At 68.2% G+C, this 26,605-nt stretch carries 23 protein-coding genes; 19 read left to right on the forward strand and 4 right to left on the reverse strand.

The window, feature by feature from the left end; all coding sequences use genetic code 11:
- The first annotated feature begins 90 nt into the window (after positions 1–90).
- The 10 genes from ACFWHT_RS01435 (at position 91) to ACFWHT_RS01480 (ending at position 12,666) form a co-directional block, all read left to right on the forward strand.
- Entirely contained in the window at positions 91–1,095 is a 1,005-nt protein-coding gene (locus ACFWHT_RS01435; RefSeq protein WP_378824782.1) for an ABC transporter permease, read from the forward strand.
- Positions 1,095–2,069 (forward strand): carbohydrate ABC transporter permease, encoded by a 975-nt coding sequence (locus ACFWHT_RS01440; RefSeq protein ID WP_378824784.1) that lies wholly within the window; start codon positions 1,095–1,097, stop codon positions 2,067–2,069. Before ACFWHT_RS01435 ends, ACFWHT_RS01440 begins: the two co-directional genes overlap by 1 nt.
- A gap of 96 nt (positions 2,070–2,165) precedes the next feature.
- Entirely contained in the window at positions 2,166–3,842 is a 1,677-nt protein-coding gene (locus tag ACFWHT_RS01445) for a hypothetical protein (protein WP_378824785.1), read from the forward strand.
- Between the two features lie 83 nt (positions 3,843–3,925).
- Positions 3,926–5,122, forward strand: a complete 1,197-nt coding sequence (locus ACFWHT_RS01450; RefSeq protein ID WP_378824787.1) for an exo-alpha-sialidase — start codon at positions 3,926–3,928, stop codon at positions 5,120–5,122.
- A gap of 31 nt (positions 5,123–5,153) precedes the next feature.
- On the forward strand, positions 5,154–6,401 hold the full coding sequence (locus ACFWHT_RS01455) for a DegT/DnrJ/EryC1/StrS family aminotransferase (RefSeq protein WP_378824789.1): 1,248 nt from the start codon (positions 5,154–5,156) through the stop codon (positions 6,399–6,401).
- Positions 6,401–7,297, forward strand: coding sequence for a dihydrodipicolinate synthase family protein (locus tag ACFWHT_RS01460; RefSeq protein WP_378824791.1), 897 nt, complete (start codon positions 6,401–6,403; stop codon positions 7,295–7,297). Before ACFWHT_RS01455 ends, ACFWHT_RS01460 begins: the two co-directional genes overlap by 1 nt.
- A complete protein-coding gene (locus ACFWHT_RS01465) occupies positions 7,297–8,223 on the forward strand; it encodes an aldo/keto reductase (RefSeq protein ID WP_378824792.1) in 927 nt (308 codons plus the stop codon). Before ACFWHT_RS01460 ends, ACFWHT_RS01465 begins: the two co-directional genes overlap by 1 nt.
- A complete protein-coding gene (locus tag ACFWHT_RS01470; protein ID WP_378824794.1) occupies positions 8,220–9,638 on the forward strand; it encodes a sialate O-acetylesterase in 1,419 nt (472 codons plus the stop codon). The genes ACFWHT_RS01465 and ACFWHT_RS01470 overlap by 4 nt, the downstream gene beginning before the upstream one ends.
- Positions 9,635–11,680 (forward strand): hypothetical protein, encoded by a 2,046-nt coding sequence (locus ACFWHT_RS01475; RefSeq protein WP_378824795.1) that lies wholly within the window; start codon positions 9,635–9,637, stop codon positions 11,678–11,680. Before ACFWHT_RS01470 ends, ACFWHT_RS01475 begins: the two co-directional genes overlap by 4 nt.
- Positions 11,681–11,688: 8 nt before the next feature.
- Positions 11,689–12,666: a sugar phosphate isomerase/epimerase family protein gene (locus tag ACFWHT_RS01480; protein ID WP_378824797.1), complete on the forward strand. Its 978-nt coding sequence runs from the start codon at positions 11,689–11,691 to the stop codon at positions 12,664–12,666.
- A 34-nt stretch (positions 12,667–12,700) separates the two neighbouring features.
- On the opposite strand, the gene ACFWHT_RS01485 is transcribed toward ACFWHT_RS01480, so the two are convergent.
- Both ACFWHT_RS01485 and ACFWHT_RS01490 read right to left on the reverse strand, forming a co-directional pair.
- Positions 12,701–13,447 carry a FadR/GntR family transcriptional regulator gene (locus ACFWHT_RS01485; RefSeq protein WP_378824798.1) on the reverse strand — a complete coding sequence of 249 codons (747 nt, stop codon included), beginning with the start codon at positions 13,445–13,447 and terminating at the stop codon, positions 12,701–12,703.
- A 60-nt stretch (positions 13,448–13,507) separates the two neighbouring features.
- Positions 13,508–14,308: an SDR family NAD(P)-dependent oxidoreductase gene (locus ACFWHT_RS01490; protein ID WP_378824801.1), complete on the reverse strand. Its 801-nt coding sequence runs from the start codon at positions 14,306–14,308 to the stop codon at positions 13,508–13,510.
- 110 nt (positions 14,309–14,418) lie between these two features.
- On the opposite strand from ACFWHT_RS01490, the gene ACFWHT_RS01495 reads away from it, so the two are divergent.
- The 3 genes from ACFWHT_RS01495 to ACFWHT_RS01505 all read left to right on the forward strand — a co-directional run bounded on the left by ACFWHT_RS01495 (position 14,419) and on the right by ACFWHT_RS01505 (position 16,885).
- Positions 14,419–15,087, forward strand: a complete 669-nt coding sequence (locus ACFWHT_RS01495; protein WP_378824803.1) for a GTP pyrophosphokinase family protein — start codon at positions 14,419–14,421, stop codon at positions 15,085–15,087.
- A 265-nt stretch (positions 15,088–15,352) separates the two neighbouring features.
- Positions 15,353–15,556, forward strand: a complete 204-nt coding sequence (locus ACFWHT_RS01500; RefSeq protein ID WP_378824805.1) for a cold-shock protein — start codon at positions 15,353–15,355, stop codon at positions 15,554–15,556.
- Between the two features lie 123 nt (positions 15,557–15,679).
- Positions 15,680–16,885 carry an MFS transporter gene (locus ACFWHT_RS01505; protein WP_378824807.1) on the forward strand — a complete coding sequence of 402 codons (1,206 nt, stop codon included), beginning with the start codon at positions 15,680–15,682 and terminating at the stop codon, positions 16,883–16,885.
- A 3-nt stretch (positions 16,886–16,888) separates the two neighbouring features.
- On the opposite strand, the gene ACFWHT_RS01510 is transcribed toward ACFWHT_RS01505, so the two are convergent.
- A complete protein-coding gene (locus tag ACFWHT_RS01510) occupies positions 16,889–17,533 on the reverse strand; it encodes a TetR/AcrR family transcriptional regulator (protein WP_378827850.1) in 645 nt (214 codons plus the stop codon).
- A 164-nt stretch (positions 17,534–17,697) separates the two neighbouring features.
- Here ACFWHT_RS01510 and ACFWHT_RS01515 point away from each other — a divergent pair, with 164 nt between their 5' ends.
- The 6 genes from ACFWHT_RS01515 to ACFWHT_RS01540 all read left to right on the forward strand — a co-directional run bounded on the left by ACFWHT_RS01515 (position 17,698) and on the right by ACFWHT_RS01540 (position 25,484).
- Positions 17,698–19,365: an ABC transporter substrate-binding protein gene (locus ACFWHT_RS01515; RefSeq protein ID WP_378824809.1), complete on the forward strand. Its 1,668-nt coding sequence runs from the start codon at positions 17,698–17,700 to the stop codon at positions 19,363–19,365.
- Between the two features lie 91 nt (positions 19,366–19,456).
- Positions 19,457–20,281 (forward strand): ABC transporter ATP-binding protein, encoded by an 825-nt coding sequence (locus tag ACFWHT_RS01520; protein ID WP_378824811.1) that lies wholly within the window; start codon positions 19,457–19,459, stop codon positions 20,279–20,281.
- Positions 20,278–21,102, forward strand: coding sequence for an ABC transporter ATP-binding protein (locus ACFWHT_RS01525; RefSeq protein WP_378824812.1), 825 nt, complete (start codon positions 20,278–20,280; stop codon positions 21,100–21,102). The genes ACFWHT_RS01520 and ACFWHT_RS01525 overlap by 4 nt, the downstream gene beginning before the upstream one ends.
- Positions 21,099–22,169: an ABC transporter permease gene (locus ACFWHT_RS01530; RefSeq protein WP_378824814.1), complete on the forward strand. Its 1,071-nt coding sequence runs from the start codon at positions 21,099–21,101 to the stop codon at positions 22,167–22,169. The genes ACFWHT_RS01525 and ACFWHT_RS01530 overlap by 4 nt, the downstream gene beginning before the upstream one ends.
- Before the next feature lie 64 nt (positions 22,170–22,233).
- Complete coding sequence (locus tag ACFWHT_RS01535; protein WP_378827852.1) at positions 22,234–23,247, forward strand: ABC transporter permease; 1,014 nt, start codon at positions 22,234–22,236, stop codon at positions 23,245–23,247.
- Positions 23,244–25,484 carry a glycoside hydrolase family 3 N-terminal domain-containing protein gene (locus tag ACFWHT_RS01540; protein WP_378824816.1) on the forward strand — a complete coding sequence of 747 codons (2,241 nt, stop codon included), beginning with the start codon at positions 23,244–23,246 and terminating at the stop codon, positions 25,482–25,484. The genes ACFWHT_RS01535 and ACFWHT_RS01540 overlap by 4 nt, the downstream gene beginning before the upstream one ends.
- 33 nt (positions 25,485–25,517) lie before the next feature.
- Here ACFWHT_RS01540 and ACFWHT_RS01545 read toward each other — a convergent pair whose 3' ends face one another.
- Positions 25,518–26,522, reverse strand: coding sequence for a LacI family DNA-binding transcriptional regulator (locus tag ACFWHT_RS01545; protein WP_378824818.1), 1,005 nt, complete (start codon positions 26,520–26,522; stop codon positions 25,518–25,520).
- Positions 26,523–26,605: the final 83 nt, after the last annotated feature.

The raw sequence follows: 26,605 nt of genomic DNA on the forward strand, positions 1-26,605 counted from the left end.
ACATCGCCGGCTCAATCTGTCGTCATAGAACATAATAGTCATACGAACTACTAGGATGACGAGAAAGCCCGCGACGGTGCGAGGAGCAACATGTTGGACAGTACGGTGAGGACCCACGAGTCGAGGGCGCGCTACTCAGGTGGTCCTGATGAGGCGGATGCCCCGAGGCTCGACCCCTGGCTCGTCCGGACGATCAAGTACATCAGGTTCCACTGGTTCACGTATCTTCTGGTGCTGCCGGGCCTGTTGTGCATGATCGTCTTCAACTACGGCCCGATGTACGGTCTGCAGTTGGCGTTCAAGGACTACAGCGTCTCCAAGGGCATCTGGGGCAGTCCCTGGGTCGGCATCGACAACTTCGTCACGATGTTCAACGACGCGGTGTTCTGGAACGCTCTGGTCAACACGCTGGAGATCAACGTCTGGAACATCCTCTTCGGCTTCACCTTCAACATCCTCCTGGCCCTGCTCATCAACGAGCTGCGCCTGCGCTGGGTCAAGAGCACCGTCCAGACCCTCGTGTACCTGCCGTACTTCCTGTCCTGGGTCGTCTTCGCCGGACTGGTCATGGCCTTCCTCTCGCTCTCCAGCGACGGAGGCGTGGTCAATGCCATCCTCGGCGGTCTGGGGCTGAAGGAGATCGACTTCCTCCGCGAGCCCGAGCTGTTCCAGGCGGTGCTCGTCATCTCGAACATCGTCAAGACCGCCGGCTACAGCTCGATCATCTACCTCGCCGCCATCGCGGGCATCAACCCCGCCCTCTACGAGAGCGCCGCGATCGACGGGGCGAATCGGCTGCAGATGATGTGGCACATCACCCTGCCTCGCATCATGCCCAGCGTCGTGGTGCTCCTGATCCTGCAGCTGGCCACCGTGTTCGTCTCCAACTTCGATCAGGTGTACAACCTCTATTCCAGCTTCGTCTACTCCACCGGTGACGTGCTGTCGACCTACATCTACCGCAACAGCATCGGCGGAGGCGGGAACTTCGAGGTCTCCACGGCGATGAACCTCATGTTCAATGTCGCCGGCCTCATCGTCGTCCTGTTCGCCAACAAGATCGTCAAGAAGCTCGACGTGATGGGAATCTTCTGATGACTACATCCCTCATCCGCACCGTGCGCTCCAGCAAGGCGAACCGTCTGCTCCGCGAGCAGGCGCTGGGCGGCAAGCCGCGCAAACGCGCGTGGTGGCGCCGGTTCAACTGGTTCGACGTGCTGGTGCTGCTGCTCACCGTCACGTTCGCCCTCATCTGCTTCTATCCGATGTGGTACGTGTTCGTCGCCTCGATCACGCCGTACGACGACTTCATCCGCGACAAGATCATGTTCCTGCCTCCGGCGGATCCCGACTTCCAGTACTACAAGGCGATCTTCTCGACGCCCGTGTTCGCCCAGTCCCTGTTCATCTCGGTGATCAAGACCGTGCTGGGTACCGTGCTGTCGCTGCTCATCACGTCGATGATGGCCTACGCGGTGTCGAAGGTGCACGTGAAGGGCATGAAGGTCATCAACGCGCTGGTCGTGTTCAACCTGTTCTTCACCGGCGGGCTCATCCCCGAGTACATGCTCTATAACGACATCGGGATGCTGCGCACCTTCTGGGTCATGGTGATCCCGGGGGCGCTCAACATCGTCTACTACATCATCATGCGCAACTACTTCTCCTACGCGAGCTCCAAGGAGCTGGAGGAGGCGGCCCGCATCGACGGCGCCAACGAGGTGCGGCTCTTCTTCATGATCGTCATGCCGCTGGCCCGCCCGATGCTCGCCGCGGTGGGGCTCTTCATCGCCGTCATCCACTGGAACGACTACTACAGCTACATGATGTTCGTCTCGAACCAGCCCGACCTCCAGCCGTTCGCCTGGATCCTGCGACGCACTCTCGTCGATCCCTCGATGATGAACCAGGTCCGCAACGAGGCGATGGCGGTCGGCATGCCGGCCATCCCGCCGATCGGGCTGCGCATGGCGACCATCATCGTCGCGCTGCTGCCGATCCTCATGGTCTACCCCTTCCTGCAGAAGCACTTCGCGAAGGGCATCCTCATCGGCGCGGTGAAGGAGTGAGACTGGACTAATCAGATTTATCTGATCTACACTGGAAGAGCGCAACCCGCTGTGCGCGAGAAAGACATCCACGCTTCGAGGAAGAAGAGGTACGCGATGCACCATTCCCTTACCCGCAGGGTGGTCGCCGTCGGCGCCACCGCGATCGCCGTCGTCAGCCTGAGCGCCTGCACCGCCGGCAGCTCTGACGACCCGAACGAGACCGTGAAGATCCGCTTCGCGCAGTTCGGCAACAGCACCGACGACGCCGCCGGCATGAAGAGCGATCCGATCAAGAAGGCGATCGAGGAGAAGCTCAACATCGAGCTCAAGTACGACACCGGAACCGACGGTTTCGATGATCGGATGCTCACCGAGCTCGCCGTCGGCACGGGCCCCGATCTGTTCCCGACGTGGGGCGAGACCGAGAAGATCACCAAGTGGATCAAGGACGGTGCCGTCCTCGATCTGGGCGAGGTCGTCTCGGCGGACCCGGATCGGTATCCCACTCTGACGAAGATGTTCGCCAGCGACGAGTGGAAGGCCTACAACAAGCTGTACGCCGGCGACGAGGACAAGACCTACGCGATCTACTCGATCGCGTCGATGCCGCAGCCGTCCTTCAACGGCGTACCGGTCTACAACACGTCCATCCTCGACGAGGTCAACGGCGGCAGGATCCCCTCGACCACCGACGAGTTCGAGGCCTTCACCAAGGCCGCCGCGGAGGCCGGCTACCAGGGATGGTGGCCGCGCAACGACAAGCTCACCAACTGGGCGGAGATCGACGCCACCATGGGCATCCCCCAGGGCACCTCCATCGCCCCGCCGACGGGGAACGCGTGGACGGGCATGGTGCCCGACGGCGACGACACCTGGAAGCTGATGACCGTCTCCGACAAGAGCAAGGATGTCGTCACGCAGCTGGCGTCGATGTACGCCGCCGACGCGCTCAGCAAGGGCGTGGGCGTCAAGGGCGACTTCGACGACGCCTACGCGGACTTCGGCATCGGCAAGATCGGGGCCGCGAACTTCGGCTTCGGCTACGCGGGTCAGTTCCGTGACTTCTACAAGTCGGCCTGGCAGAAGGCGAACCCCGACACCGCCGAGCCGGGGGACCTGACCCTCGGGACGGCGATGGAGGGCGCAAAGGCCTACAGCACGTTCAGCTGGATGGGTGCGCAGTACTTCGTCCCCGCCAGCACCAAGAACCCTCAGCGCGTGCTCGACCTGGTCGAGTACCTCGCATCGGCCGACGGGCAGAACCTGCTGTTCAAGGGCATCGAAGGAGAGACCTACACGCCGGGATCGGACGGCACCCCCGAGTACGTCGAGGGCGCCTGGGACGCGGTCAACAAGGCGTACGGCGTCTCCGACGGCCGCGGCAAGTACGTGTGGTTCTCGTACCTGTTCAGTGCGACCGAGTTCATGACGGAGTTCTCCGAGAAGGACTGGTACGAGTCGGTGACGAACCCCGTCGACTACAGCGAGCTGTGGATGAGCGATGAGGACAAGGCGCTCACCGCCTCGGCACAGGAGACGATCGACGGGTACGCCGACGACGTGATCGAGAAGCTGCCCCCGTACTACAACCTCGTCGTGCTCGACGAGAAGGCCGAGGCCATCCGGACGAAGCTGAAGGAGATCTCCAACCGCTACCTCGCGGGGATGATCGGTGGACAGATGGACATCGACGCCACCTGGGAGCAATACCGCCAGGAGTTCGAGGCCGCCGGCGCCGCGGACTACGAGCAGATGGTGAACGACGCCATCGCCGCAGCCGAGAAGCTCTGACACCCCCACCCGTGCTGCCGGTCCCGGCGGGGTCCCTTCGGGACCGGCAGCGCCGCATCCACCCACCACACCAGGAGACTTCCGTGTCCACATCCCCTGTCATCCTCGACCGACCCACCGTCCAGATGCTCGCGCCCGACGTCAAGAACGCGCTGAACGAGTATCACTGGCGTCGGAACTTCCAGCTCTTCGAGTGCCTGATGACCGACAGCGATCACGGGACCAAGGGCGCGGATCCGGCGATCATCCCCTACATCCGGGATGCGCGCCGCGCGATCGTGTACTACGGCAACGAGTTCCACGGCTCCTACAACCACCACAACCAGATCGCGAAGTTCCGCGGTCGGTACTACTACGCCTGGTCCAACGGCTTCCGCAACGAGGAGGACGCCGGCCAGAAGGTGCTCATCGCCGACTCGGACGATGCCCTGAACTGGAGCGACCCTCGCATCGTGCTGGATGTCGAGGAGGGGAGCCAGTGGGCGAACAACTGCGTCGCCATGCACGCGACCGACGACTTCCTCTACGTGGTCATCATGAGCGAGGAGACGGAGCACGACGAGACCGTCACCGGCATGCGCCGCATCCGCCCCGACAACGCCTACATGGACGTCTACCGCTCGGCGGACGGCATCTCGTTCGAGAAGGCGTTCTCGTACGGCTCGACGATCAAGTGGATCTTCGAGGCTCCTCGCCTCACCGCCGAAGGGCGGCTGCTCTGCGTCTGCACCACGATGGACGGCGTCCCCGCGATCCTTCTCTGGCCCGGTGACGACATCCTCGCCGAGCCCGAGTTCATCAGGGTCGAGCCGCCGCAGGGGGCCAGCTTCCCCTACGGCGAGAGCACCTGGTACCAGCTCGACGACGGCCGGATCGTCGTGTTCTGGCGAGACGAGGGCGCCTCCTGCTACGCCTACGTGAACTTCTCGGAGGACGGCGGACGCACCTGGACGCAGCCGATGATCACCGACATCCCCGACTCGATGAGCCGCCTCTACGCCGGCCGGCTCACCGACGGCCGCTACTACCTGGTGAACAACGCCATCCCGACGCTGCTCGATCGCATGCCGCTCACGCTCATGCTCAGCGATGACGGGCTGACGTTCGACAAGGTCTACATGATCAACGACTCCCCGGTCGAGATGCGCCGGAAGGGCCTGCTGAAGATCAACGGCCACCAGTACCCCTGCTGTCTCGTCGACGGCGACAAGCTCATCGTCGCGTACGACGCGAACAAGGAAGACATCATGTGCGAGGTCATCGAGACCGCCGGTCTCTGACATCCCGCCCAGATACACGAGAGGATCCCGAATGACCACCGCCATGGAGACCACCGAGAAGCTCAGCGACCCCTCGGGTCGCGGATTCGTCGACGGATACCGCATCACCTTCCCGCAGCGTCAGCACGCCTACACGGAGGCCGAGATCGCCGCCGTCGTCGACGTCATGCGCAACGCCGAGGGGCAGACGCAGGGGCCGTACCTGGAGAAGTTCGAGGCGGACTTCGCCGAGTTCACCGGGGCGAACTTCGCCTTCGGTGTCTCGAACTGCACCAACGCGCTCAAGCTGGCCGGGATCTTCTCCGGCGTCGGCCCGGGTGACGAGGTGATCGTGCCGGGCTACACCTACTGCGCGAGCGCGATCCCCTTCGGCGACCTGGGAGCCGACCTGGTGTGGGCCGACATCCACCCCGAGACGTGGACGATCGACCCCGACGACATCGAGCGCAAGATCACCCCGCGCACCAAGGCGATCGTCGCCGTGCACCTGCTGGGCCTGCCCGCCGACATGCGCCGCATCATGGACATCGCCGACCGTCACGGCCTGAAGGTCATCGAGGACTGCGCCCAGGCGCTGGACTGCACGATCGACGGCCAGCACGTGGGCACGTTCGGTGACTTCGGATGCTTCAGCTTCCACGCGGCGAAGACGATGACGACCCTGGGCGAGGGCGGCATGCTCACCGTGAAGGACGCGGACATCGCCGCACGAGTCCCCGGCATCCGCCACAACGGGCTCGCAGCGATCCCGGGTCCGCGGGAGCGCTACTGGGTGCCCGCGATGAGCAATGTCGACTCGTTCCTCGACGAGCAGTGGCCGCAGAACTTCTGCCTCGGCGAGGCGCAGTGCGCCCTCGGCTCGGAGGAGCTCAAGAGCATCGTGCCCAACAACGAGCTGCTCATCGAGCAGGATCTGAAGATCCGCGCGGCGCTCGCCGACACCCCGGAGATCACGTTCCCCCAGGTCGTCGAGGGCGGCAGGTACGTGGTGCACCAGTACGTGATGCACTTCGACGGCAGTGCGTTCGGCAAGGACCGCAACGACCTCCTCGATCTCCTCACCGCGAAGTACGGCATCCGCTCGATTGTGCAGTACTACCCGCTGTACCGCTTCCCCCTGTTCCAGAAGATGGGCTACGGCGAGGCGGACACGCCCTTCCTCGAGAAGTGGTGGGACGACTCGTTCTCCTTCCCCTGGTGGTGCGGAATCACCGACGAGGAGATCGAGATCATGACGTCATCGCTGAAAGCGGCCATCGCGGATCTGAAGGCCGGCTGATGCTTCGGGGGGTCATCACGCCGCTCGTGTCCCCCGCCGACGCACAGGACGAGCTCGATCGGAGCGCGCTGGCGAAGGAGGCGGATCGCCTCCTCGCCAGCGGCATCGACGGGCTCTACCTGTGCGGCGGCACCGGAGACGGCTCGCGCCTGCGCCGCACGGAGCGGGAGCACATCGCGGCGGAGGTCGTTCCGCGGGTGCGCGCGGCGGGCGGCTCCGCCGTCGTGCACGTGGGCCAGACGTTCCAGCGTGATGCGGTCGCGCTCGCCGAGCATGCCGCGTCGGTCGGGGCGGATGCCGTGGCGGCGATCCCCCCGAACGCCGCGTGGCCGCAAGTGCTGGACTTCTACCGGGCTCTCGCCGCCACCGGCGTCCCCGTCGTCGTCTACTACATCCCCGCGCTGGGCGTCACGGCGTCCTTCGAGCAGCTCGCCGATCTGCTCGCCATCGACGGCGTCGCCGGGATCAAGATGAGCGACTTCAACCTCTTCCTGATGAGCCGCATCAAGTCCGCGTTCCCCGCGTCGTGCGTCTTCTCGGGATACGACGAGGTGCTCGTCCAGGGACTCTCGTCCGGTGCCGACGGCACGATCGGGACGTGGTCGAATCTGCTTCCCGACTTCTACGCGGCCGCTTTCGCGGCCGTGCGCGAGGGAAGGTTCGCGGATGCCGACATCGCACGACGCCGACTGGACGGCTTCCTGCGGGTCGGATGGGAGCACGGCATCATCGAGACCTTCAGCGAGCTGATGCACGTGGCGGGTCACGCTCAGAAGTGCTTCCGCTCGCCCGATCGGTGGCGGCCCGGACACCTGCCTGCGGACGTCTCTCGTCGCCTGCTCGACGAGGCCGCGGCGATGAACGCGAGACCCTTCGACATCGAACGGAGCATGTGATGCGCACGACGCCGCTGGGGACGACCGGGATCGAGCTCTCGGCCCTCACACTGGGCACGATGACCTTCGGCACGCCCGTGGGCGAGGACGAGGCGGTGCGTCTCACGCACGCCGCACGAGATCTCGGGATCACCTCGATCGACACCGCCAACATGTACGAGGGGTACGCGCGGACTGCCGGTTCATCGGGAGGCGTCGCCGAAGAGATCGTGGGGGCGGCGATCGCGCACGATCGCAGTGCGTATGTGGTCGCGACGAAGCTGGGGATGAAGGTCGGCGACGGGCCCGACGACGAGAACACGTCGCCCTCCGCGATCCGCACGCAGCTGCGCCGCAGCCTGACCCGGCTGGGCACCGACCACGTCGACATCTATTATCTGCACCGACCGGATCCGGTCGTCGAGACGACCGAGATCGTGTCAGCGCTCGGTGAGGAGCTGCGGGCCGGGACCATCCGCAGCTACGGGGTGAGCAACCATTCCGCGGCAGAACTGCGCGCCGTGATCGATGCGGCAGACGCCGTGGGCGTCGCCCGCCCGGCCGTCGTGCAGCCCAAGCTCAACCTGCTCGACCGCAGCGCCGAGGCCGAGCTGCTGCCGCTGTGCGCGCGTGAGGGCATCGCGGTGCTGCCGTACCAGGTGCTCGAGGGCGGTGTGCTCAGCGGCAAGTACCGCGGCGGCGCCGTGCCGGCCGGATCGCGCGCGGCGCAGAAGCCCGAGTGGATCCGCACACTGGATGAGAGCGCCGCACGCACTCTCGAGGAGATCACCCTGGCGGCGGACGCCGAGGGCCTGACGATGGCGCAGTACGCCTTCGTCCAGGTGCTGCGCATGCCCGCCGTCGTGAGCGCGCTCGTCGGTGCGACCCGGCTCGACCAGCTCGAGCAGATCGCCGCGGCCGTGCACGACGAGGTCGTGATCCGATGACCGCGGGCGTCTCGATCCTCTCCGGCGCGCAGGACTGGCAGATCTTCCCGCGCGGCGCGGACGGCACAGCCGATCTCACCGTCGGCGGCAGCTACGAGCGCGCTGCGATCACCTTCGAGCTGCCGATGCGCGTGCTCCCCGTCGGTGACGGTGCGGTGCGCATCCGTGCGCGGATCGCCTCCGAGGCCAGCGGTGCCTCCGTCGTGGCGTGGCAGTGGTGTCAGACGGCCGATGACGGCACCTGGACCGTGACTTTCACAAACGTGCCCGCCGGCGGGCCGTACCGAATCGAGACCACTCTCGAGTACGAGGGCATGGACGGCCTCGCGGTCACCCGCGGCGACGTGGTCCACCACATCGGCGTGGGCGACGTCTACGTCGTCGCCGGGCAGAGCAACGCGGCCGGCCGGGCGAAGGATCCGGTCGAGGACGGGCCTGCGCTGGGCGTGCACCAGTTCCGCAACGACGGCACCTGGCAGCTGGCATCCCACCCGCTGAACGAGACGACCCGCGCCGTGCACGTGGGCCACTTCGAGAACCACAACCCCGGCCATTCGCCGTTCCTGCACGTGGCGAAGCGACTGCAGCGAGAGCTCGGCCATCCCATCGGCATCGTGATGGCGGCCTACGGCGGATCGCCCCTGCGGTGGTGGGATCCGGCCGACAACGGAACACTCACCCGCAACATGCTCGAGATGCTCCGCGCCGCGGGCGTCGTGCCGGCGGGTCTGCTCTGGTACCAGGGCGAGGCCGATGCCGTCGAGCAGTCGGCGAGCACGTACCGCGACCGGTTCGAGCGCTTCGTGACGCACGTGCGCCGTGAGCTCGGCCGCCCGGATCTTCCCGTGGTCACGGTCCAGCTCGCTCGCTGCCTCAGCCCCGCCGACCCCGTCCAGGACCGCTCGTGGGACATGATGCGCGAAGCGCAGCGCCAGGCCGCGCACACGATCCCGGGGGTCAGCATCGTGCCGGCGATCGACCTGCCGCTGTACGACTTCATCCACCTCTCTGCCGGCGCGAACCTGGTGCTCGGCGACCGCATCGCCGACGTGCTGCTCAGCGAGGTGCACGGTCGCCCGCGGCACTGGCGCGCCCCGGAGCCGGTCGCCGTGGAGCGCAGGGACGAGCGGACCGTCGCCGTCACCGTCGCGCCGGTCCTGAACTGGATCAACGCGTTCGAGGCCGCACCCGCCAACCTGCCCTTCGTCGTCGAGGACGGCAGCGGCCAGACGATCCCGGCGGACTGCACGGTCGAGGGGAGCACCTTCGTCCTGCGCTTCGACCGCGCGATCGGATCCGGTGCGCTCCTGCACGCCGGAGGCGGGATGAACGGCCCGGCCGCGATGCCGTCGGACTGCATGCGCTCTCCGATGCTCGCCTTCCACGGCCTGACGATCCCGGACGACGCCTCATGACCCGCGGGTACGAGTACATGTTCCGCTTCTGCGCGGATCCCGGCTTCAACGACGAGGAGGAGCTGCGCCGCCTGGACGCGTTCGTCGACGCGGCGCGCATCGATGACGTCATGGTCTTCGCCAACGTGCAGGAGATCAACACCGGTCACATGTCCGCGCAGGAGCAGGAGGCGTACATCGCGCTGGTCCGCGCCGTGGAGGAGCTGGTCCGCGACCGGGGGATCAGCACCTCCGTCAACCAGTGGCACAGCATCATGCACTTCGACGGCGGCAAGCGCCTGCGGGCCGATCAGGACTTCGGCCTCATGGTCGACGTCGACGGCCGGTCCTCGACGCTCTGCGCGTGTCCGCTGGACGAGGCGTGGCGGGAGTATCTCGGCGGCGTGTACGCACGCTACGCCGCGCTCGCGCCGGCTCAGTTGTGGGTCGAGGACGACTTCCGGTTCCACAACCACTCGCCGCTGCGCTGGGGCGGATGCTTCTGCGACCGTCACCTCGCGCTCTACTCCGAGCGCGCCGGCCACGAGGTCACTCGAGAGGACTTCCTCGCCGGACTGCTGCGGCCCGGTGCCCCGCACCCGTACCGCTCCATCTGGCTCGACGCCTGCCGCGACGTGCTCATCGACGTCGCCCGCGGGCTCGAGGGCGCCGTGCGCGCCGCTGCTCCGGGTCCCCGCCTCGCACTGATGAGCTCGGTCCCCGCGGTGCATGCCGCCGAGGGGCGCGACTGGGGGGCGCTGCTGGGCGCCTTCGCCGGCGACGGACGGCGCCCCGCCCTGCGTGTGCATCTGCCGAGCTATGTCGAGCGCACGGGGCCCGACTACCTGATGATGTTCAACCAGGTGTCCATGCACACCACCGCGCTTCTCGGCCGCGAGGTCGACGTCTATCCCGAGCTGGAGAACTTTCCCTACTCGCGCTACTCCTCGTCGGTGCGCTTCACGCGCTTCCAGCTGCTGAGCGCGCAGCCCCTCGACCCCGCCGGGATGACCATCGACCTCTACGACCTGAACGGGAACGGCATCGTCGAGACCGAGGAGTACGAGCCGATGCTGGCGGAGGTGAAGGACTATCTGCTGCGCACCCGCGCCGCCGGCGTGTTCGCGCTCCCCCCGGGCGGCGTGTCCGTCATGACCGATCAGCGATCGGCGTGGACGCTTCACACCGACGCCGGCGAGGGCCTGGAGGAACTGTACCCGCGCGAGACGATCTTCGCGGGCCTGCTCCCCGCTCTCGGCATCCCCTTCCGCTTCGCCACCGACCCGGTGGCGGCCGGCGACGCCGTCGCGATCTCCGGGCAGTACCTGCGCAACCTGACGCTCGCGTCCGCGCGCGAACTGCTCTCCCGCCCGGCGGTCATCCTCGACGCCGAAGCCGCCCACACGGCGCTCGATCTCGGTCTCGGTGACGCGATCGGCGTCTCGTCCGTGCGTCGCCTCGATGAGGACGACGTGGCGTACGAGCAGGCCGTTCCTGGGCTGCGGCTGATCGACCGCGAGGGCGCGCGCATGTCGGCCATGATCAGCGCGCCGCCGGCGGCGGCCATCGGATACCTGCCCGGCGCGCGCGTCGAGTCGCTGACGCGGCTGCACTCCTCCGACCGTCGCGTGGTCGCAGAAGGCGCGGTCGTCGTCGACGACCGCGTGCTGATCCTGCCGTTCGGCTGGGTGCCCGCCGCGAGCGACATCCCCCGGATGCTGCTCAACCCCGCACGTGCCGAACTCGTACAGGGCTTCCTGCGCTCGCGCGCGAGCCTTCCGATGCTTCCGGGGCAGCCGTTCGTGCATCCCTACGCGTACGGGGGAGACGAGTGGATCTATCTGGTCAACGCGTCCAGCGACGACAGCCCCCGGATCGTGATCGACACGTCGCGCGACGTGCAGACCGTCAGCGTCGATGCCAGCCACGAGCAGGGTGCCCGCCGCGCCGCATGGCACCGGGACGGTGACGACAGGATCGTGATCGACGTCGCCCTTCCGTCCTGGGAGGCCGTCCTCGTGAACCTCGGCACCGCCCCCGCTCCCGCAACACCCGTCCTCTAGGAGACCAGATGCGCATCAGCGTGTTCCCGAAGGGCGACCTCGACGCCCTCGCCATTCATCACACCATGACGATCTTCGAGTGGATCGACAAGGCGAGGCCGCTCAACGCCGAGGGACTCGAGCTGTACGGGGGGATGTTCCTCCGCACGGACGACGCCTTCGTCGACGACGTCGGCGCGGCTCTCGCGGACGCCGGCTTCGAGATGCCGATGATGTGCCTCTCGCCCGACCTGGTCCATCCGGATCCGGACACCCGGCGACGCGAGTTCGATCGGCAGGTCGAGATGATGCACGTGGCGCGGCGGCTCGGCGGCCCCGGCGTCAGTGCGCGGGTTCTCAGCGGACAGCGGCATCCCGAGGTCGGCGTCGAGGAGGGCGTCGACCGCGTCGTCGGCGCGATCCACGAACTGCTGCCCCTCGCGCGGGAGTTGGAGATGTCGCTCGCCATCGAGAACCACTACAAGGCGCCGGAATGGGCGTACCCCGAGTTCGCGCAGCGGCCTGAGGTGTTCCTGGCGATCCTCGACGGGGTGCAGGACCGCGCAAGCTTCGGCGTGCAGTACGACCCCTCGAACGCGGTGGTCGCCGGCGTCGACTCCGCCGACTTCCTCGACCAGGTCGTCGACCGGGTGATCACGATGCAGGCATCCGATCGCTTCCTCGCTCCCGGCGCCTCTCTCGAGAGCCTGCGCCAGAGCGACGGCACGCTCGGCTACTCGCCGCTGCTGCAGCACGGCGTCATCGGCCGCGGCCTGAACGACTACCCGCGCATCTTCACCGCCCTCGTCGACGCCGGCTACGACGGCTGGATCAGCATCGAGGACGGCGTGAACGGCATGGAGGAGATGGCCGAGTCCGTCGAGTACCTGCGCGAGGCGCGCGATCGCCACTTCGGGGGATCGACCGCCGTCGCGGTTCGCGCCCAGGACGAGGCTCGCGCGGCGAGCGGCCTGCCCTCGTTCGCGCGAACGCCTCAGCTGGGGTGATCCGGGCCGGTCGCCGCTGATGGCGGCGGCCGGCTCAGCCCTGATCTTCGCGTGCGATCTGGATCTCCGCCTCCAGGCGACGGGTGAGCTCCAGACGATCGTTCAGCTCCTGCACGGAGTAGCGCACGAGCTCACGGACGGCCTGGCTGGCCCGCTCGCCCTCGCGGGCTCGGATCGCCTGGGCGACGCGCTCGTGGAGGACGACCGCTTCGGCGCTCACGGCATGGGCGCCGGGACGGTTGTCGTCGCGCCGCGCGTCGAACGCCGCGGAGATGGTCTCCGCCAGCTGGGCGATGACGATGTTCCCGGCTCCGGCGAGGACGATGCTGTGGAACTCGGCGTCGTGCTCGTAGAACCGGCGACTGTCGCCCTCTTCGAACGCGGAGCGCAGCAGCCGTGCCACCTCGACGAGTCGATCGGCGTCCTCGTCGGAGCCCCGTTGCGCGGCGAGCTCAGCGGCGGTCGACTCGACGCCGAGTCGAAGCTCGAGAAGCTCACGGATCTGGTGCTCGCTCTGGTTCCCCCGCGCTCGCCACGTCACGACCTGAGGACTGAGGAGATCCCAGGAGCTGGGCGGGAGCACTCGGGTCCCCACCTGCGGCCGCGGCTCGACGAGCCCCAGGGATCCCAGCGTGCGCAGGGCCTCCCGCACCACGGATCGGGAGACGCCGAACCGCTCCACCACCTCGTCGGCGTACATCAGCGTGCCCGTGGGGGCGACGCTGTCGATGATCTCCTGGCCGAGCGTGCTGACGATCTGCCCGTGAAGCCCGGACCCCATGCGAGAGACCCGGCGTTCGCGCGACCCAGGGGATTGCTGCGGTTTGCTCACGGTTGAACCTTACTGTTCGGCGGCCGCGGCCGCCTCATATGCGAGCCCCGGCACCTGAGTGGCCAGCTTCCCGCCGCTGACGTCGATGAGCGTCCCGGTGATGTACGACGCGCGCTCCGAGGCCAGGAAGCAGACGAGGTCGCTGACGTCGTCGGTGCTGCCCCACCGTCGCAGGGTCAGCGTGCTGAGCAGCCGCGCCTGCTCCTCCTCGGGGCGCTCGGTGAAGCCGTTGATCGACGTGGGCACCATGCCGGGAGCGTAGGCGTTCACCGTGATGTTCCAGGGGCCGAGTTCTCCGGCCAGGCCCCGGGTGAGCTGTGCGACGGCGGCCTTGGACGACGCATAGGCCGAGCTGCCGTAGATGGGCACGATCGCCGCGAAGGAGGCGGCATTGATGATGCGCCCGGACCTCTGGGCCTTCATCGCCGGGATGACGGCCTTCGAGAAGAGGAAGGTGCCCTTCAGGTTGATGTCGTGGATGGCGTCCCAGGTGTGCTCCGCCAAGGATTCGATGGGCGCGTCGCCGGCGATGCCGGCGTTGTTGACGAGGATGTCGATCCGGCCGAAGGTCGCGACGACCGAATCGACCACGGCGTTCACGGTCGCCGCGTCGCGCACGTCGCACACGTACTCGCGGTGCTCTCCGGCTTGCGCGTCGAGTTCGGTGCCGAGCGAGGTGAGCTCGTGCTCGTTCAGGTCCACAGAGGCGACGATCGCACCTTCTCGGGCCAGTGTGCGTGCGATCTCGCGACCGATTCCACGACCGGCGCCCGTGACGATCGCGACCTTCCCGCTCAGGTCAATCAGCATTGCCCCTCCATAAACATATGATTTATCAGTCTAGCCACACGGATAGCCGAACAGTGGCATGCGACGTGAACATCCAGCCGATTCCGATGACGGCTGGATAGCGTCGGAGCATGACCACCGTGCCCGTCGACCGAGACGCGATCGCCGAGGCGAAGCAGCTCAGGGACCAGTTCCAGCGGTTCCTCAGGGAGTACGAGTTCGGCATGCGGGAGGTCGAGACGAAGATCTCGATCCTGCAGGACGAGTTCACGCACAACCACGCCTACAACCCGATCGAGCACGTGAAGAGCCGGTTGAAGAGCCCCGACGGCATCGTCGAGAAGGTGGCCCGCAAGGGCATCGAGCCCGATTTCGAGAGCATCCGGAGCGAGATCACCGACATCGCCGGGGTCCGCGTCACCTGCAGCTTCGTCAGCGACGTGTACCGGCTCTTCGAGCTGTTCACCCAGCAGGACGACATCACCGTGCGGCTCGTCAAGGACTACATCGCCGCGCCGAAGCCGAACGGCTACCGCAGCCTGCACGTCATCGTCGAGGTGCCCGTGTTCCTCTCCACCGGCACCGTGCAGGTGCCCGTCGAGGTGCAGTTCCGCACCATCGCGATGGACTTCTGGGCCAGCCTCGAGCACAAGATCCACTACAAGTTCGCGGGCCAGGTGCCCGGGCACCTGGTGCAGAGCCTCACCGAGGCGGCAGAGGCGGCCGGCGAGCTCGACCTGCGCATGGAGCGCCTGCACCACGAGGCGCACCAGGGCGGTCGTCGCGTGATCGAGGCCTGAACGGGCGCACTCCCAGGCGGCGCGTGGTACCGTTGCGTGTCCCTCCACCGGAGGCTTCACTCCCAACCGGCCCGCGACTTCGTCGTGTGCGGCCTTCACCCCGATCCTCAGCCCGCGTGTGAGTGCCGCGGACGAGGATCCTCCCGATCCCGTCTCCCGCCGCACCTGTGCGATGGCGACCGGCATCGCACATACTCGCCCGCCGGATGCTCCAGCGCGGCGCCACGGCCGCCATGGGCGGCCACACAGATGAAAGAAGAAACACATGGCCACGGGCACTGTGAAATGGTTCAACTCGGAGAAGGGCTTCGGCTTCATCGCTCCCGATGACGGCTCGGACGACCTGTTCGCGCACTTCTCGGCGATCGCCGCATCGGGCTTCAAGGAGCTGAGCGAGAACCAGAAGGTCGAGTTCGACCCCGAGCGCGGCCCCAAGGGCATGCAGGCGGCGAACATCCGTCCGCTCTGAGCGCATCGCATCCGGAACCGGTCGGAGCCTTCGGGCTCCGGCCGGTTCCGTCTTTTCGGGGGCCGCTCGTCCTGCCGGACCGCCGCGGTCCGCACGGGTCCCGAACTCTGGTTGGATGAGCTGGTGCGCACGAGAGACGAGACCACGACGGCCGGCTTCGGGGCGCTGCTCTGGCTGTTCCTGGCGACCTTCTCGATGGGCATCGACGGCTACGTGCTCGCCGGACTGCTCCCGCAGATCGCCGAAGATCTCGGCGTGGCGGATGCCGCGGCCGGGCAGCTCGTGGCCGTCTTCGCGCTGACGGCGGCGGTGGCCGGTCCGGTGCTCAGCGCGGTGACCGGCGCCTGGGAGCGCAAGGCGGTCATCGCCGCATCCCTCGCCGTGTTCGTGCTCGGGAACCTGCTCATCGCGCTCGCTCCCGACTACGCGTGGGCGATGGCGGGCCGGGTGATCTCGGCCCTGGGCGGCGCCCTGCTGAGCGCGGTGGTGAGCGCCTACGTCGTGGCGAAGTCTCCCGTCGAGCGCCGCGGACGGGCGCTGTCCTTCGTGCTCGGCGGCTTTCTCGCGGCGACGGCGCTGGGTGTGCCGCTGGGCCTGGTGATCGGGCAGGACGACTGGCGCCTGCCGCTGTTCCTCGTCGCGGGTGTCGGCGTGATCGCCCTCGTGGGGATCCTGCTGAAGGTTCCGCGTCTGCACCTGCCGGCGCGCACCCTGATGCAGACGCTGCGACCGCTGCGTCAGCCGGCGCTGATCGGTGGCATCCTCGTGGCGACGGGGATCATGTGCGCCAGCTATCTGTGCTTCACGTACGCGACCCTCATCTTCGGTCCGCGCATCGGCGACGGTCTCGCGATGATCGGCGCGATGTTCGGCTACGGCGTGGTGAGCCTGGCCGGCAATCTCGTCTCGGGCCGCGTGATCGACCGCTTCGCGCCGGTGCACGTGGTCACCCTGATCGTGGCGGTGCTGATCGCCGTGGCCCTCCTCGGCACGGCGGGCCTGCTGCTGCCCGGCCTGGGCGGGGCGCTCGCCGCCTTCGCCTGGTTCTTCGGCTGCGCGTTCTTCAACGGCGGATCCGGCGTGGCGCTGCAGTCGCGGCTGAGCGCACTCGCGCCGGACTCGATGGCGCTCGTGCTCGCGCTGAACGGGAGCGGCATGCAGCTGGGGTCGGCGCTGGGCGGGATGCTGGGCGGCGCGCTCCTGGTGGCGGGGATCCCCGCCGACGGGCTGCTGCCCGCCTCGGCGGTGGTGCTGGCGGTCACGATGGTCGTGCACCTCGGAGTGGCCAGGGCCACGCCGCGCGCGGTCGAGCTCACCGCCGCGGTCTGAGCCTCACGCGCGGTACGACTCCAGGTCGGGGCCGGGGGAGAGCACGCCGTTCACGATCGCACGGATCGCGAACTCGCTCGCCTCTCCCAGCTCGACGATCTCCGGGTGCAGCAGCCACTGCAGCTGAAGCCCGTCCATGACGGCCAGGATCGCCGCCGACGCATGCGCCACCGCGGCGTCGGCGTCGTCGACGCCGGCCCGGGCGCAGAGCGACTGGAACGCGGTCGCGACTTCGCGCCGCAACGTCGTATATCTCTCCTCGAAGTACTCCCGCCCCGCATGACCATCGGTGACCGACTCGGCCGACAGCACGGCGTAGGCCTGCACGATTCCAGGGCGACGGGCGTTCGCATACGCCGTGCGGATCAGATGCAGGAACAGGTCGAGGTCGCCGGGGATGTGCCGCTCGGCGAGCTCCGCGACGTCGGCCTGGTCGCGGTAGTCGAGCACCTCGAGCAGGAGCTTCTGCTTGGACCCGAAATGATGCAGCACACCGGCGTGGGTGATGCCGACCTGCTCGGCGACGTCGGCCAGTGTGCCGTTGGTGGAGCCCTTGTTGCCGAAGATCTCGACCGCTGCCTTGAGGATCTGCTCGCGCTTCTCGAGTGTGGCAGGGCGATGCTGAGTCGCCGCACTGCTGTTCGCCATCTGGCCGCTCTCTCGTTTCCCTTTCGTGATGATCACGATGCTTGCCATGATACTTACCTGTCAGTAAGCTCCACAAGACGGTTACTTTCCCGACAGTAAGTTTCCTTCGGCCGAGCGGCGACGCCCGGCATCCCCCGCACAAGGACCGTGCCCAAGGAGAAGCAATGAAGCTCAGAAGATCACTGATCGGTGCCCTCGCCATCGCGGCGGTCGGCGCCACCGCCCTGGCCGGATGCTCGGCCGGCGGCGACCCGGCCGAAGCCGACCCCGGCACCGGCGCCGCCCTCACGATCGCGAAGCCCGACGGCGCGATCACCACGGAATCCCACAACCCCTTCCTCGGCGACTCGTCGGCATCGAAGTACGGCTACGCCAAGGCCATCTTCGAGCCGCTCGCCCTGGTCAACCCGACCGGCGACCTCGGCACCACCCCGTGGCTGGCCGAATCGGTCGAGTGGAACGACGACTACACCGAGCTCACCGTCGTCCCGCGCAGCGGAGTCACCTGGAGCGACGGCGAGGAGTTCACCGCCGAAGACATCGTCTTCACCTTCGACATGTACCTGAACGGCAAGCTCGCAGACGCCTCGGGACTGCGCTACGAGGGCGCGACCGTGGACGGCGACAATGTCACGCTGAAGTTCGCCGACTCGAAGTACACCGCGCAGGCGCGCGTGCTGCACACCCCGATCGTGCCGAAGCACATCTGGGAGGGCATCGAGGATCCCAACGCCGATCCCCTCACCGGCGAGGGCATGGCCGTCGGCACCGGACCCTACGTGCTCTCGAACTGGACCACCGAGTCGGTCACCCTCACCGCCAACGAGGACTACTGGGGCGGCGAGCTCGCCGTGCCCGAGCTGCACTACGTCTCGTACGGCGACAACGCGGCTCTGACCACCGCCCTCGCATCCGGCGAGGCCGACTGGGCGCAGGCGTTCATCCCGCAGATCGAGTCGAGCTACCTGTCCGCGGATGAGCACAACCAGTTCCTCGTGTCGCCGACCGCGGGCGCGGGCACGCTGTTCATGAACCTGCAGACCAAGCCGTTCAATGACCCCGCGCTGCGCGAGGCGCTGGCATGGACCATCGACCGCCAGGCCTACGTCGACATCGCGCGAGAGGGCGCCAGCGAGGCGGTGTGGAACGTGACGGGCCTGGGCACCCTGCTCTCGGACGAGATCCTTCCCGAGTACAAGGACCAGAACTACTCGGTCGACGTCGACAAGGCCAAGGACATCCTCACCGACGCCGGCTACACCTGGAAGAGCGACAAGCTCATGGATCCCGACGGCGAGCCCGTCTCGTTCTCGATCTCCGTCCCGTCCGGGTGGAGCGACTGGAACACCGAGCAGGCGCTCATCGCCGAAGAGCTCGACGAGGCACTGGGCATCGAGGTCAAGGTGGACCAGCCCGACTGGGGCGGCTGGGACGCCGCCCGCCAGGAGGGCAGCTTCCAGGCGATCATCCACTGGCTCGAGGACACCGGCAACGTGTACGGCCTGTACACCTCGACGATGGACCCGAAGTGGATCGTCGACGACAAGGCGCAGTTCAACTTCGGACGCTTCGAGGACCCGGCGGTGACCGAGGCGCTGAACACCTACGCGAACGCCGGCTCCGACGACGATCGCGCGGCGGCGTCCGCGGTGCTGCAGAAGGCGTTCGCCGAGAACGTCCCCGCCATCCCGCTGGGTGCGCACCCGCTGCTGGGGGAGTTCAACACCCGCAACTACGAGGGCTGGCCCAGCGAGGACGACCAGTACGCCTCGGCTGACCCCACCCAGCCCGGCATCGTGCAGATCCTCACGAAGCTGACCCCGGCGGGTTGAGACCGGCGTCCCGTCGCCGAGCGAGTTCGCTGTGCCTCGCTCGGCGACGGGAGCGCCCTCCGGCATCCTCCATCCGCACGAAAGCGAACCCATGGCAGATCCCCTCCTCACCGTCCGCGACTTCTCGGTCGTGTACGACACAGACCCGCCCGTGGCGGCTGTGAAGAACGTCGACCTGCAGCTGCACCGCGGCGAGATCCTCGGTCTCGCCGGCGAATCCGGATGCGGCAAGACGACCCTCGCCTATGGCATCCAGCGCCTGCTCAGGGCGCCCGCCGTGATCACCGGCGGATCGGTCACCTTCCACGATGCCCAGGACGGCGACATCGACGTCAGCGCGCTCGGCGCCGAGCAGATGCGCCGGTTCCGGTGGGACCGGGTCTCGATGGTGTTCCAGGGTGCGATGAACGCGCTGAACCCGGTCGCGACCATCGGCTCCCAGCTCGAGGACGTCTTCGAGGTGCACAGGCCGCGCATGAGCAGGCGCGAGCGGCGGGCCGCCGTCGCGGAGCTGCTCGAGATCGTCAGGGTGGGCGCGCAGCGCAGCCGCTCGTTCCCCCACGAGCTCTCCGGCGGCATGCGCCAGAGGGTGATGATCGCGATGGCGTTGGCCCTGCGTCCCCAGCTGATGGTGATGGACGAGCCGACCACGGCGCTCGACGTGCTCGTGCAGCGCGAGATCCTCCGACAGATCTCGCAGCTGCGCGAGGAGTTCGGCTTCTCGGTGATCTTCATCACCCACGACCTGCCGCTGCTGCTCGAGATCAGCGACCGCATCGCCATCATGCGCGAGGGCGAGATCGTCGAGATCGACACCGCCGAGCGCATCTGGAACGCCCCGCAGGACGAGTACACCCGCACCCTGCTGGCGTCTTTCCCCCGCCTGACCGGGGAGAGGGGAGTGGTGGTGCGATGAGCATCCTCGACGTGCGTCACCTCACCAAGACCTACAACGTGCGCGGCGCGGGGCGCATCACCGCCCTGGACGACGTGAGCTTCACGCTGCGCTCCGGCCAGACGATCGGCCTGGTCGGACAGTCCGGCAGCGGCAAGTCGACCATCGCCAAGATCCTGACCCAGCTCGAGACCCCCACCACGGGCGAGGTGCTGCTCGACGGCAGGCCGATCCCGCGTCGCGGACGCGGGCTGCGCAGTTACCGGCAGCAGCTGCGCATGGTGTTCCAGGACCCGTTCGCCTCGCTGAACCCCTACCATTCCATCCGGTACCACCTCGAGCGGCCGCTTCTGCTCGACCGCGTCGTGCCGGCGGACGAGACCGACGGCGAGGTGCGCCGCCTGCTCGAGCGGGTGCGCCTCGATGCCGACGCCGTGATCGATCGCCGACCGCACGAACTCTCCGGCGGGCAGCGCCAGCGGGTCGCGATCGCCCGCGCGCTCGCCTCGCGGCCCGCGATCCTCGTCGCCGACGAGCCGGTCTCGATGCTCGACGTCTCGATCCGCCTGGGGGTGCTGAACCTGCTCGCCGACCTGCAGCGCGAAGAGGGGCTCGGCGTGCTGTACATCACCCACGACCTGGCCACGGCCCGGCACTTCAGCGACGAGATCATGGTGCTCAACCAGGGGCGCGTGGTCGAGCACGGGTCGGCGGACGAGGTGATCCTGCGCCCGCAGGACCCCTACACGCGGGAGCTTCGCGCCGCCTCGCCCGACCCCGAGCGCTGGTTCCTGAGCACGGCGCGAAGCGACGCATCGATCACGGCAGGAGACGCATCATGACCGCGGTCGAACCCCACCCGCCCGTCGACGCGATCGAGGCGGGGACCACGGCGACGACGATCGTCGCCGGGCGCTCCCGCATCCCCTGGCGGTTCCTCGGTGGCCGTGCGCTCTTCTACCTGTTCACGCTGTGGGCGGCGCTGACCATCAACTTCTTCCTGCCGCGGTTCATGAAGGGCGATGCGGTCAGCCAGTATCTCGCGCGGAACCGGAACGTCTCCCCCGAGGCGGCCGACGCGCTGCGCGCGCTGCTGGGGCTCGACACCGACAAGAGCCTGTGGGAGCAGTACCTCGACTACTGGGCGCTGCTGCTGCACGGCGACCTCGGCGTCTCGCTGCTGCACGGGCTGCGTCCGGTGACCGAGGTGATCAGCCAGGCCCTGCCGTGGACGGTCGGACTCGTCGGCTTCGCCACGATCGTGTCCTTCGCGATCGGCACGATCGGCGGTGCGATGGTCGGCTGGCGTCGCGGGGGCAGGCTGGACGCACTGATCCCCATCACGACGTTCCTCAGCACGATCCCCTACTTCTGGCTCGGCCTTCTCGCCATCGCGGTGTTCTCGGTGAACCTGCGCTGGTTCCCCATCGGCAAGGCGTACGGCGTGGGGATGAAGCCCGGCTGGGATCCGGAGTTCATCGGCCAGGTGATCCATCACGGCACGCTGCCCGCCGCGACGATCGTGATCGCGTCGCTGGGCGGATGGATGCTCGGCATGCGCAACATGATGCTGACCGTGCTCGACGAGGACTACATCACGGTCGCCCAGGCCAAGGGCATGCCCAATCGTCGCGTGCTCTGGCGGTATGCCGCCCGCAACGCGGTGCTGCCGCAGATCCAGAGCTTCGCACTGTCGATCGGCTTCATCGTGGGCGGCACCATCGTCATGGAGATGGTGTTCAGCTATCCCGGCGTCGGCAAGCTGCTGCTCGACGCGACCAACGCGAAGGACTACGCGCTCATGCAGGGCGTGTTCCTGGTGATCACCCTCTCGGTGCTCGTCGCCAACATCCTCGCCGACATCGCGTACGCGTTCCTCGACCCGCGCACCCGTCAGACGGAGGCCTGACATGACACTCTCCCCCTCTGCAGACGCGACCACCGCCGTCGAGGCGCCGGCCGGCCGGGCAGGGATGCCCGAGACGGCGACCCTGCGCACTCCGAGCCAGCGCCCGCCCCGGCGCCAGGGCTTCGGCGCGCGCCTCGCCGGCGCCTTCGCGATGTTCCGCAACGGCAAGTCGATCACCGGCCTCGCCGTGCTGGCGTTCTTCGTGCTCGTGGCGATCTTCGCCGACGTGCTGGCGCCCTACTCCCCGACGAAGATCGACAACACGGCACGGCTGCAGCCGCCCTCCGCCGCGCACTGGCTGGGAACGACGCACATCGGCGAAGACGTGCTCAGCCAGGTCATCCACGGCACTCGAGGCATCATCGTCGTCGGGTTCCTGGCCGCGGTCATCGCGACGGTGATCGCGATCACCATCGGCGTGATCGCGGGATACCTGTCGGGCTGGCGCAGCGAGGCGCTCTCCGCGCTCACGAACGTGTTCCTCGTCATCCCCGGGCTGCCGCTGATCATCATCGTGGCCTCGCTGTTCGAGGAGCCGCCGCTGGTGCTCATCGCGGCCGTGCTGGGGCTGACCGGATGGGCCTGGGGTGCGCGCGTGCTGCGCGCCCAGACGATGTCGCTGCGCAACCGCGACTTCATCCAGGCGGCCCGCGCCAACGGGGAGCCGCTGCGCCGCATCATCACGATGGAGATGCTGCCGAACCTCATGGCGCTCATCGCCGCGAGCTTCGTCGGCACCGTCACGGCCGCCATCCTCGGTCTGACCACCCTGTCGTACATCGGCGTCATCCCGGTGACCACCTACAACTGGGGCACGATCCTGAACTGGGCCTCTGCGCAGGGCGCCTTCGCGCAGAACCAGTGGTGGTGGTACCTGCCGCCCGGCCTCTGCATCGCCGCCATCGGAGTCGCGCTGGCGCTGATCAACTTCGGCATCGACGAATACGTCAATCCCCGGCTGCGATCGGCCGGCGAGCGCGCACGGGCGATGCGCAAGAAGGGCCTCGACGTCAACGACGCCGTCACGGCGGTGCGGCCCGGCACGACCACGAACGAGAACAAGAACACGAGAAGATGAGCTCCGAGACGCTGACCCTGCCCTACCTCGACACCTCCCTGCCGACCGCCGACCGCGTCGCCGATCTCCTCCAGCGCATGTCGCTGGAGGAGAAGGTCGGCCAGATGCTGCAGCTCGACGCGAGGGACGACCTCGACGATCACATCCTGCGCCGGCATGCGGGCTCGATCCTGCACACCTCGCCCGAGCGCATCCTGAGGGCGAACGGCCTCACGGCGCAGACCCGGCTGCGCATCCCCCTCCTGGTCGGCGAGGATTGCATCCACGGACACTCCTTCTGGCCCGGCGCGACGATCTATCCGACCCAGCTCGGCATGGCGGCCTCGTGGGACCCGGCGCTTCTCGAGCGCGTCGCCCGCGCCACGGCCGTCGAGGTCGCCGCCACCGGCATCCACTGGACCTTCTCGCCGGTGCTCTGCATCGCCCGCGACCTGCGCTGGGGTCGCGTGAACGAGAGCCTGGGAGAGGACCCGCACCTCATCGGCGAGCTCGCCGCGGCGATGGTGCGCGGCTACCAGGGCGACGGTCTGGACGACCCCACGGCCATCCTGGCCACGGCCAAGCACTTCGCCGGCTACTCCGAGACGCAGGGCGGCCGTGACGCCAGCGAGGCCGACATCTCGCGCCGCAAGCTGCGCTCCTGGTTCCTGCCCCCGTTCGAGCGCGTCGCCCGCGAGGGCTGCCGTGCGTTCATGCTCGGCTACCAGACGATGGACGGCGTGCCCATCACGGTCAACGAGTGGCTGCTCGACGACGTGCTGCGCGGCGAATGGGGGTACACCGGCACCCTCATCACCGACTGGGACAACGTGGGTCGCATGGTGTGGGAGCAGCACGTGCAGCCCGACTACGCGCACGCCGCGACGGCCGCGGTGCACGCGGGCAACGACATGATCATGACCACACCCGGGTTCTTCGAGGGTGCACTCGAGGCCGTCGCGCAGGGGATGCTCGCCGAGGACGCCTTCGACCGCGCGGTCGAGCGTATCCTCACCCTGAAGTTCGAGCTCGGCCTGTTCGAAGACGCCCGTCTGCCGCGGGAGGACCTGCACAGCATCGTCGGGTCCGACGCGCACGCCGAGCTGAACCTCGAGGTCGCCCGGCGGTCGGTCGTGCTGCTGGAGAACGACGGCGTGCTGCCGCTGGCGCCCACGGCGCAGACGCGGATCGCGGTGGTCGGACCTCTCGCCGACGACGCCCAGGAGCAGCTCGGCGACTGGGCCGGCGGTTCGGGGCAGGCGGGCTGGCTCGACGGTCAGCCGGCAGAGATGATCACCACCGTGCTCGACGGCATCCGGCAGATCGCCCCCTGGCAGGTGTCGCACGTCCGCGGCGCGGACATCTGCACCCTGGAGCAGGATCCGCTCGGCGCGAGCTTTCCCGACGGTCAGCCGCGGCCCCCCGTGGTCCGCGCCTGCCCCGCCGAGCCCGACCGCATCGATGAGGCCGTCGCCGCGGCCCGCGATTCCGACGTCGTGGTCGCGGTGGTGGGCGACCGCATCGGCCTGTACGGAGAGGGACGCTCGACCGCCACGCTCGAGCTCATCGGCGGGCAGATCGCGCTGCTCGACGCGCTGATCGCCACGGGAACGCCGGTGATCGTGGTGCTGCTGGCATCGAAGCCCCTGGTGCTGCCGCCGTCGGTCGCGCAGGCCGCGGCGATGCTGTGGGTCGCCAACCCCGGCATGCAGGGCGGCCGCGCGATCGCCGAGATCCTCACCGGCGCCGTGGAGCCCTCGGGACGCCTGCCCATCTCCTTCGCCCGGCACGCCGGCCAGCAGCCGACCTACTACAACCAGATCCGCGGACAGCACGGCGACCGCTACGCCGACCTCACCCAGTCTCCGGCCTGGGCGTTCGGCGAGGGACGTTCGTACACCACCGTCGAGTACCGCGACCTCCTCATCGAGCAGGCGTCGCTCTCGGCATCCGGCACGGTTGTGGCGCACGTGACGGTCGTCAACACCGGTGACAGGCCGGCTCTGGAGACGGTGCAGGTGTACGTGCGCGACGAGGTCACCAGCGTGAGCTGGGCCGACAAGGAGCTCAAGGCGCACACGCAGGTGCACCTCGCCCCGGGCGGCTCGGAGCGCGTGCGCATCGAGCTGCCCGTCGCTGCGTGCACGATCGTGGATGCAGCGGGAGCGCGGGTCGTCGAGCCGGGTCGGTTCCAGCTGCTGGTGGGCCCGTCGTCGCGCGACGAGGCGCTGCTGGCCGCGGGGTTCGAGGTGCGCTGACGCGATGCCGTGCGGCGATCGACCGGGCCGGGGTCAGGCGGGGGCGGTCGTGCCGCGGACGATCAGCTCGAAGGGGAGCGGGGAGGTGAATGCCGCCTCCGGCTCCGCGTCGAGCAGCGCCAGCACCGCGTGCGCGGCGCGCTCTCCCTGGGCGATCGGGAACTGATCGACCGTGGTGAGCTGGAAGAGCTCGCCCAGCTCGTGGCCGTCGATGCCGACGACCGACAGGTCCTGCGGCACGCGGAAGCCCAGATCGCGGGCGGCGAGGATCGCCCCGATCGCCATCTCGTCGGACGCTGCGAAGATCGCCGTGGGTCGCGGACCCGGCCGGCCCAGCAGCTGCTCGGCGGCGCGGAACCCGCCGTCGACGGTGAAGTCCGCGGGCTCGAGGAAGGCCGCGGCGGGGGTGATCCCGGCATCCGCCAGCGCGTGCTCGAAGCCGAGCCGGCGCCGGGAGGGGATGTGGAAGTCCAGGTCGAACTCGGGGCTCGCTCCGATGTGCGCGATGTCGCGGTGTCCCAGCCCGAGCAGGTGCTCCGTCGCCAGGCGCGCGACGGCCGAGTGGTCGACGGTCAGTGTGCGCAGCCCGGGGTTCGGGCCGCCGATCGCGATCACCGGGAGCCCCAGATCGAGCAGCAGCCGCGTCTCGTGCTCGCCGAGCTCGATCGACACGGCGATCACGCCGTCAACGCGCTGACGACGCAGGAAGGTGGCGAACACCTCTCTTCGCACATCGGCGTCGGCGGTGATGTTGTACAGCGTGATGTCGTAGCCCGCCCGCATCAGCGTGCTGGAGACGCCCGAGAGCACCGTCGAGAAGAACCAGCGGTCCAGGAACGGCACGATCACCCCGATGTTGCGGGTGCGACCGGATGCCAGACTCGACGCGCGCGAGGACACGACGTACCCGAGGGATTCCGCGGCGGTGCGCACGCGCTCGCGCGATGCGGGCGACACGTGCCCGCGTCCGCTCAGCGCACGCGAGACGGTCGCGGTCGAAACCCCCGCGAGCTTCGCGACCTCGTCGATGCTCACCATGCCGGCGAACCCTCCCCGTGAGAGATCACATCCCGCTTCGGGAACCGCGTCCTGCGTGATTCCTCGCCCGGAACATGGTCTCT

This window comes from Microbacterium sp. NPDC058342, assembly GCF_042723935.1.
Classification (GTDB): domain Bacteria; phylum Actinomycetota; class Actinomycetes; order Actinomycetales; family Microbacteriaceae; genus Microbacterium.

Bases quoted from the DNA above. Each gene is read 5' to 3' on its own strand.
- ACFWHT_RS01435 (WP_378824782.1), top strand. From the start codon at position 91: ATGTTGGACAGTACGGTGAGGACCCACGAGTCGAGGGCGCGCTACTCA.
- ACFWHT_RS01440 (WP_378824784.1), top strand. From the start codon at position 1,095: ATGACTACATCCCTCATCCGCACCGTGCGCTCCAGCAAGGCGAACCGT.
- ACFWHT_RS01445 (WP_378824785.1), top strand. From the start codon at position 2,166: ATGCACCATTCCCTTACCCGCAGGGTGGTCGCCGTCGGCGCCACCGCG.
- ACFWHT_RS01455 (WP_378824789.1), top strand. From the start codon at position 5,154: ATGACCACCGCCATGGAGACCACCGAGAAGCTCAGCGACCCCTCGGGT.
- ACFWHT_RS01460 (WP_378824791.1), top strand. From the start codon at position 6,401: ATGCTTCGGGGGGTCATCACGCCGCTCGTGTCCCCCGCCGACGCACAG.
- ACFWHT_RS01465 (WP_378824792.1), top strand. From the start codon at position 7,297: ATGCGCACGACGCCGCTGGGGACGACCGGGATCGAGCTCTCGGCCCTC.
- ACFWHT_RS01470 (WP_378824794.1), top strand. From the start codon at position 8,220: ATGACCGCGGGCGTCTCGATCCTCTCCGGCGCGCAGGACTGGCAGATC.
- ACFWHT_RS01475 (WP_378824795.1), top strand. From the start codon at position 9,635: ATGACCCGCGGGTACGAGTACATGTTCCGCTTCTGCGCGGATCCCGGC.
- ACFWHT_RS01480 (WP_378824797.1), top strand. From the start codon at position 11,689: ATGCGCATCAGCGTGTTCCCGAAGGGCGACCTCGACGCCCTCGCCATT.
- ACFWHT_RS01485 (WP_378824798.1), bottom strand. From the start codon at position 13,447: ATGGGGTCCGGGCTTCACGGGCAGATCGTCAGCACGCTCGGCCAGGAG.
- ACFWHT_RS01490 (WP_378824801.1), bottom strand. From the start codon at position 14,308: ATGCTGATTGACCTGAGCGGGAAGGTCGCGATCGTCACGGGCGCCGGT.
- ACFWHT_RS01495 (WP_378824803.1), top strand. From the start codon at position 14,419: ATGACCACCGTGCCCGTCGACCGAGACGCGATCGCCGAGGCGAAGCAG.
- ACFWHT_RS01500 (WP_378824805.1), top strand. From the start codon at position 15,353: ATGGCCACGGGCACTGTGAAATGGTTCAACTCGGAGAAGGGCTTCGGC.
- ACFWHT_RS01510 (WP_378827850.1), bottom strand. From the start codon at position 17,533: ATGGCGAACAGCAGTGCGGCGACTCAGCATCGCCCTGCCACACTCGAG.
- ACFWHT_RS01515 (WP_378824809.1), top strand. From the start codon at position 17,698: ATGAAGCTCAGAAGATCACTGATCGGTGCCCTCGCCATCGCGGCGGTC.
- ACFWHT_RS01520 (WP_378824811.1), top strand. From the start codon at position 19,457: ATGGCAGATCCCCTCCTCACCGTCCGCGACTTCTCGGTCGTGTACGAC.
- ACFWHT_RS01525 (WP_378824812.1), top strand. From the start codon at position 20,278: ATGAGCATCCTCGACGTGCGTCACCTCACCAAGACCTACAACGTGCGC.
- ACFWHT_RS01530 (WP_378824814.1), top strand. From the start codon at position 21,099: ATGACCGCGGTCGAACCCCACCCGCCCGTCGACGCGATCGAGGCGGGG.
- ACFWHT_RS01535 (WP_378827852.1), top strand. From the start codon at position 22,234: ATGCCCGAGACGGCGACCCTGCGCACTCCGAGCCAGCGCCCGCCCCGG.
- ACFWHT_RS01540 (WP_378824816.1), top strand. From the start codon at position 23,244: ATGAGCTCCGAGACGCTGACCCTGCCCTACCTCGACACCTCCCTGCCG.
- ACFWHT_RS01545 (WP_378824818.1), bottom strand. From the start codon at position 26,522: ATGGTGAGCATCGACGAGGTCGCGAAGCTCGCGGGGGTTTCGACCGCG.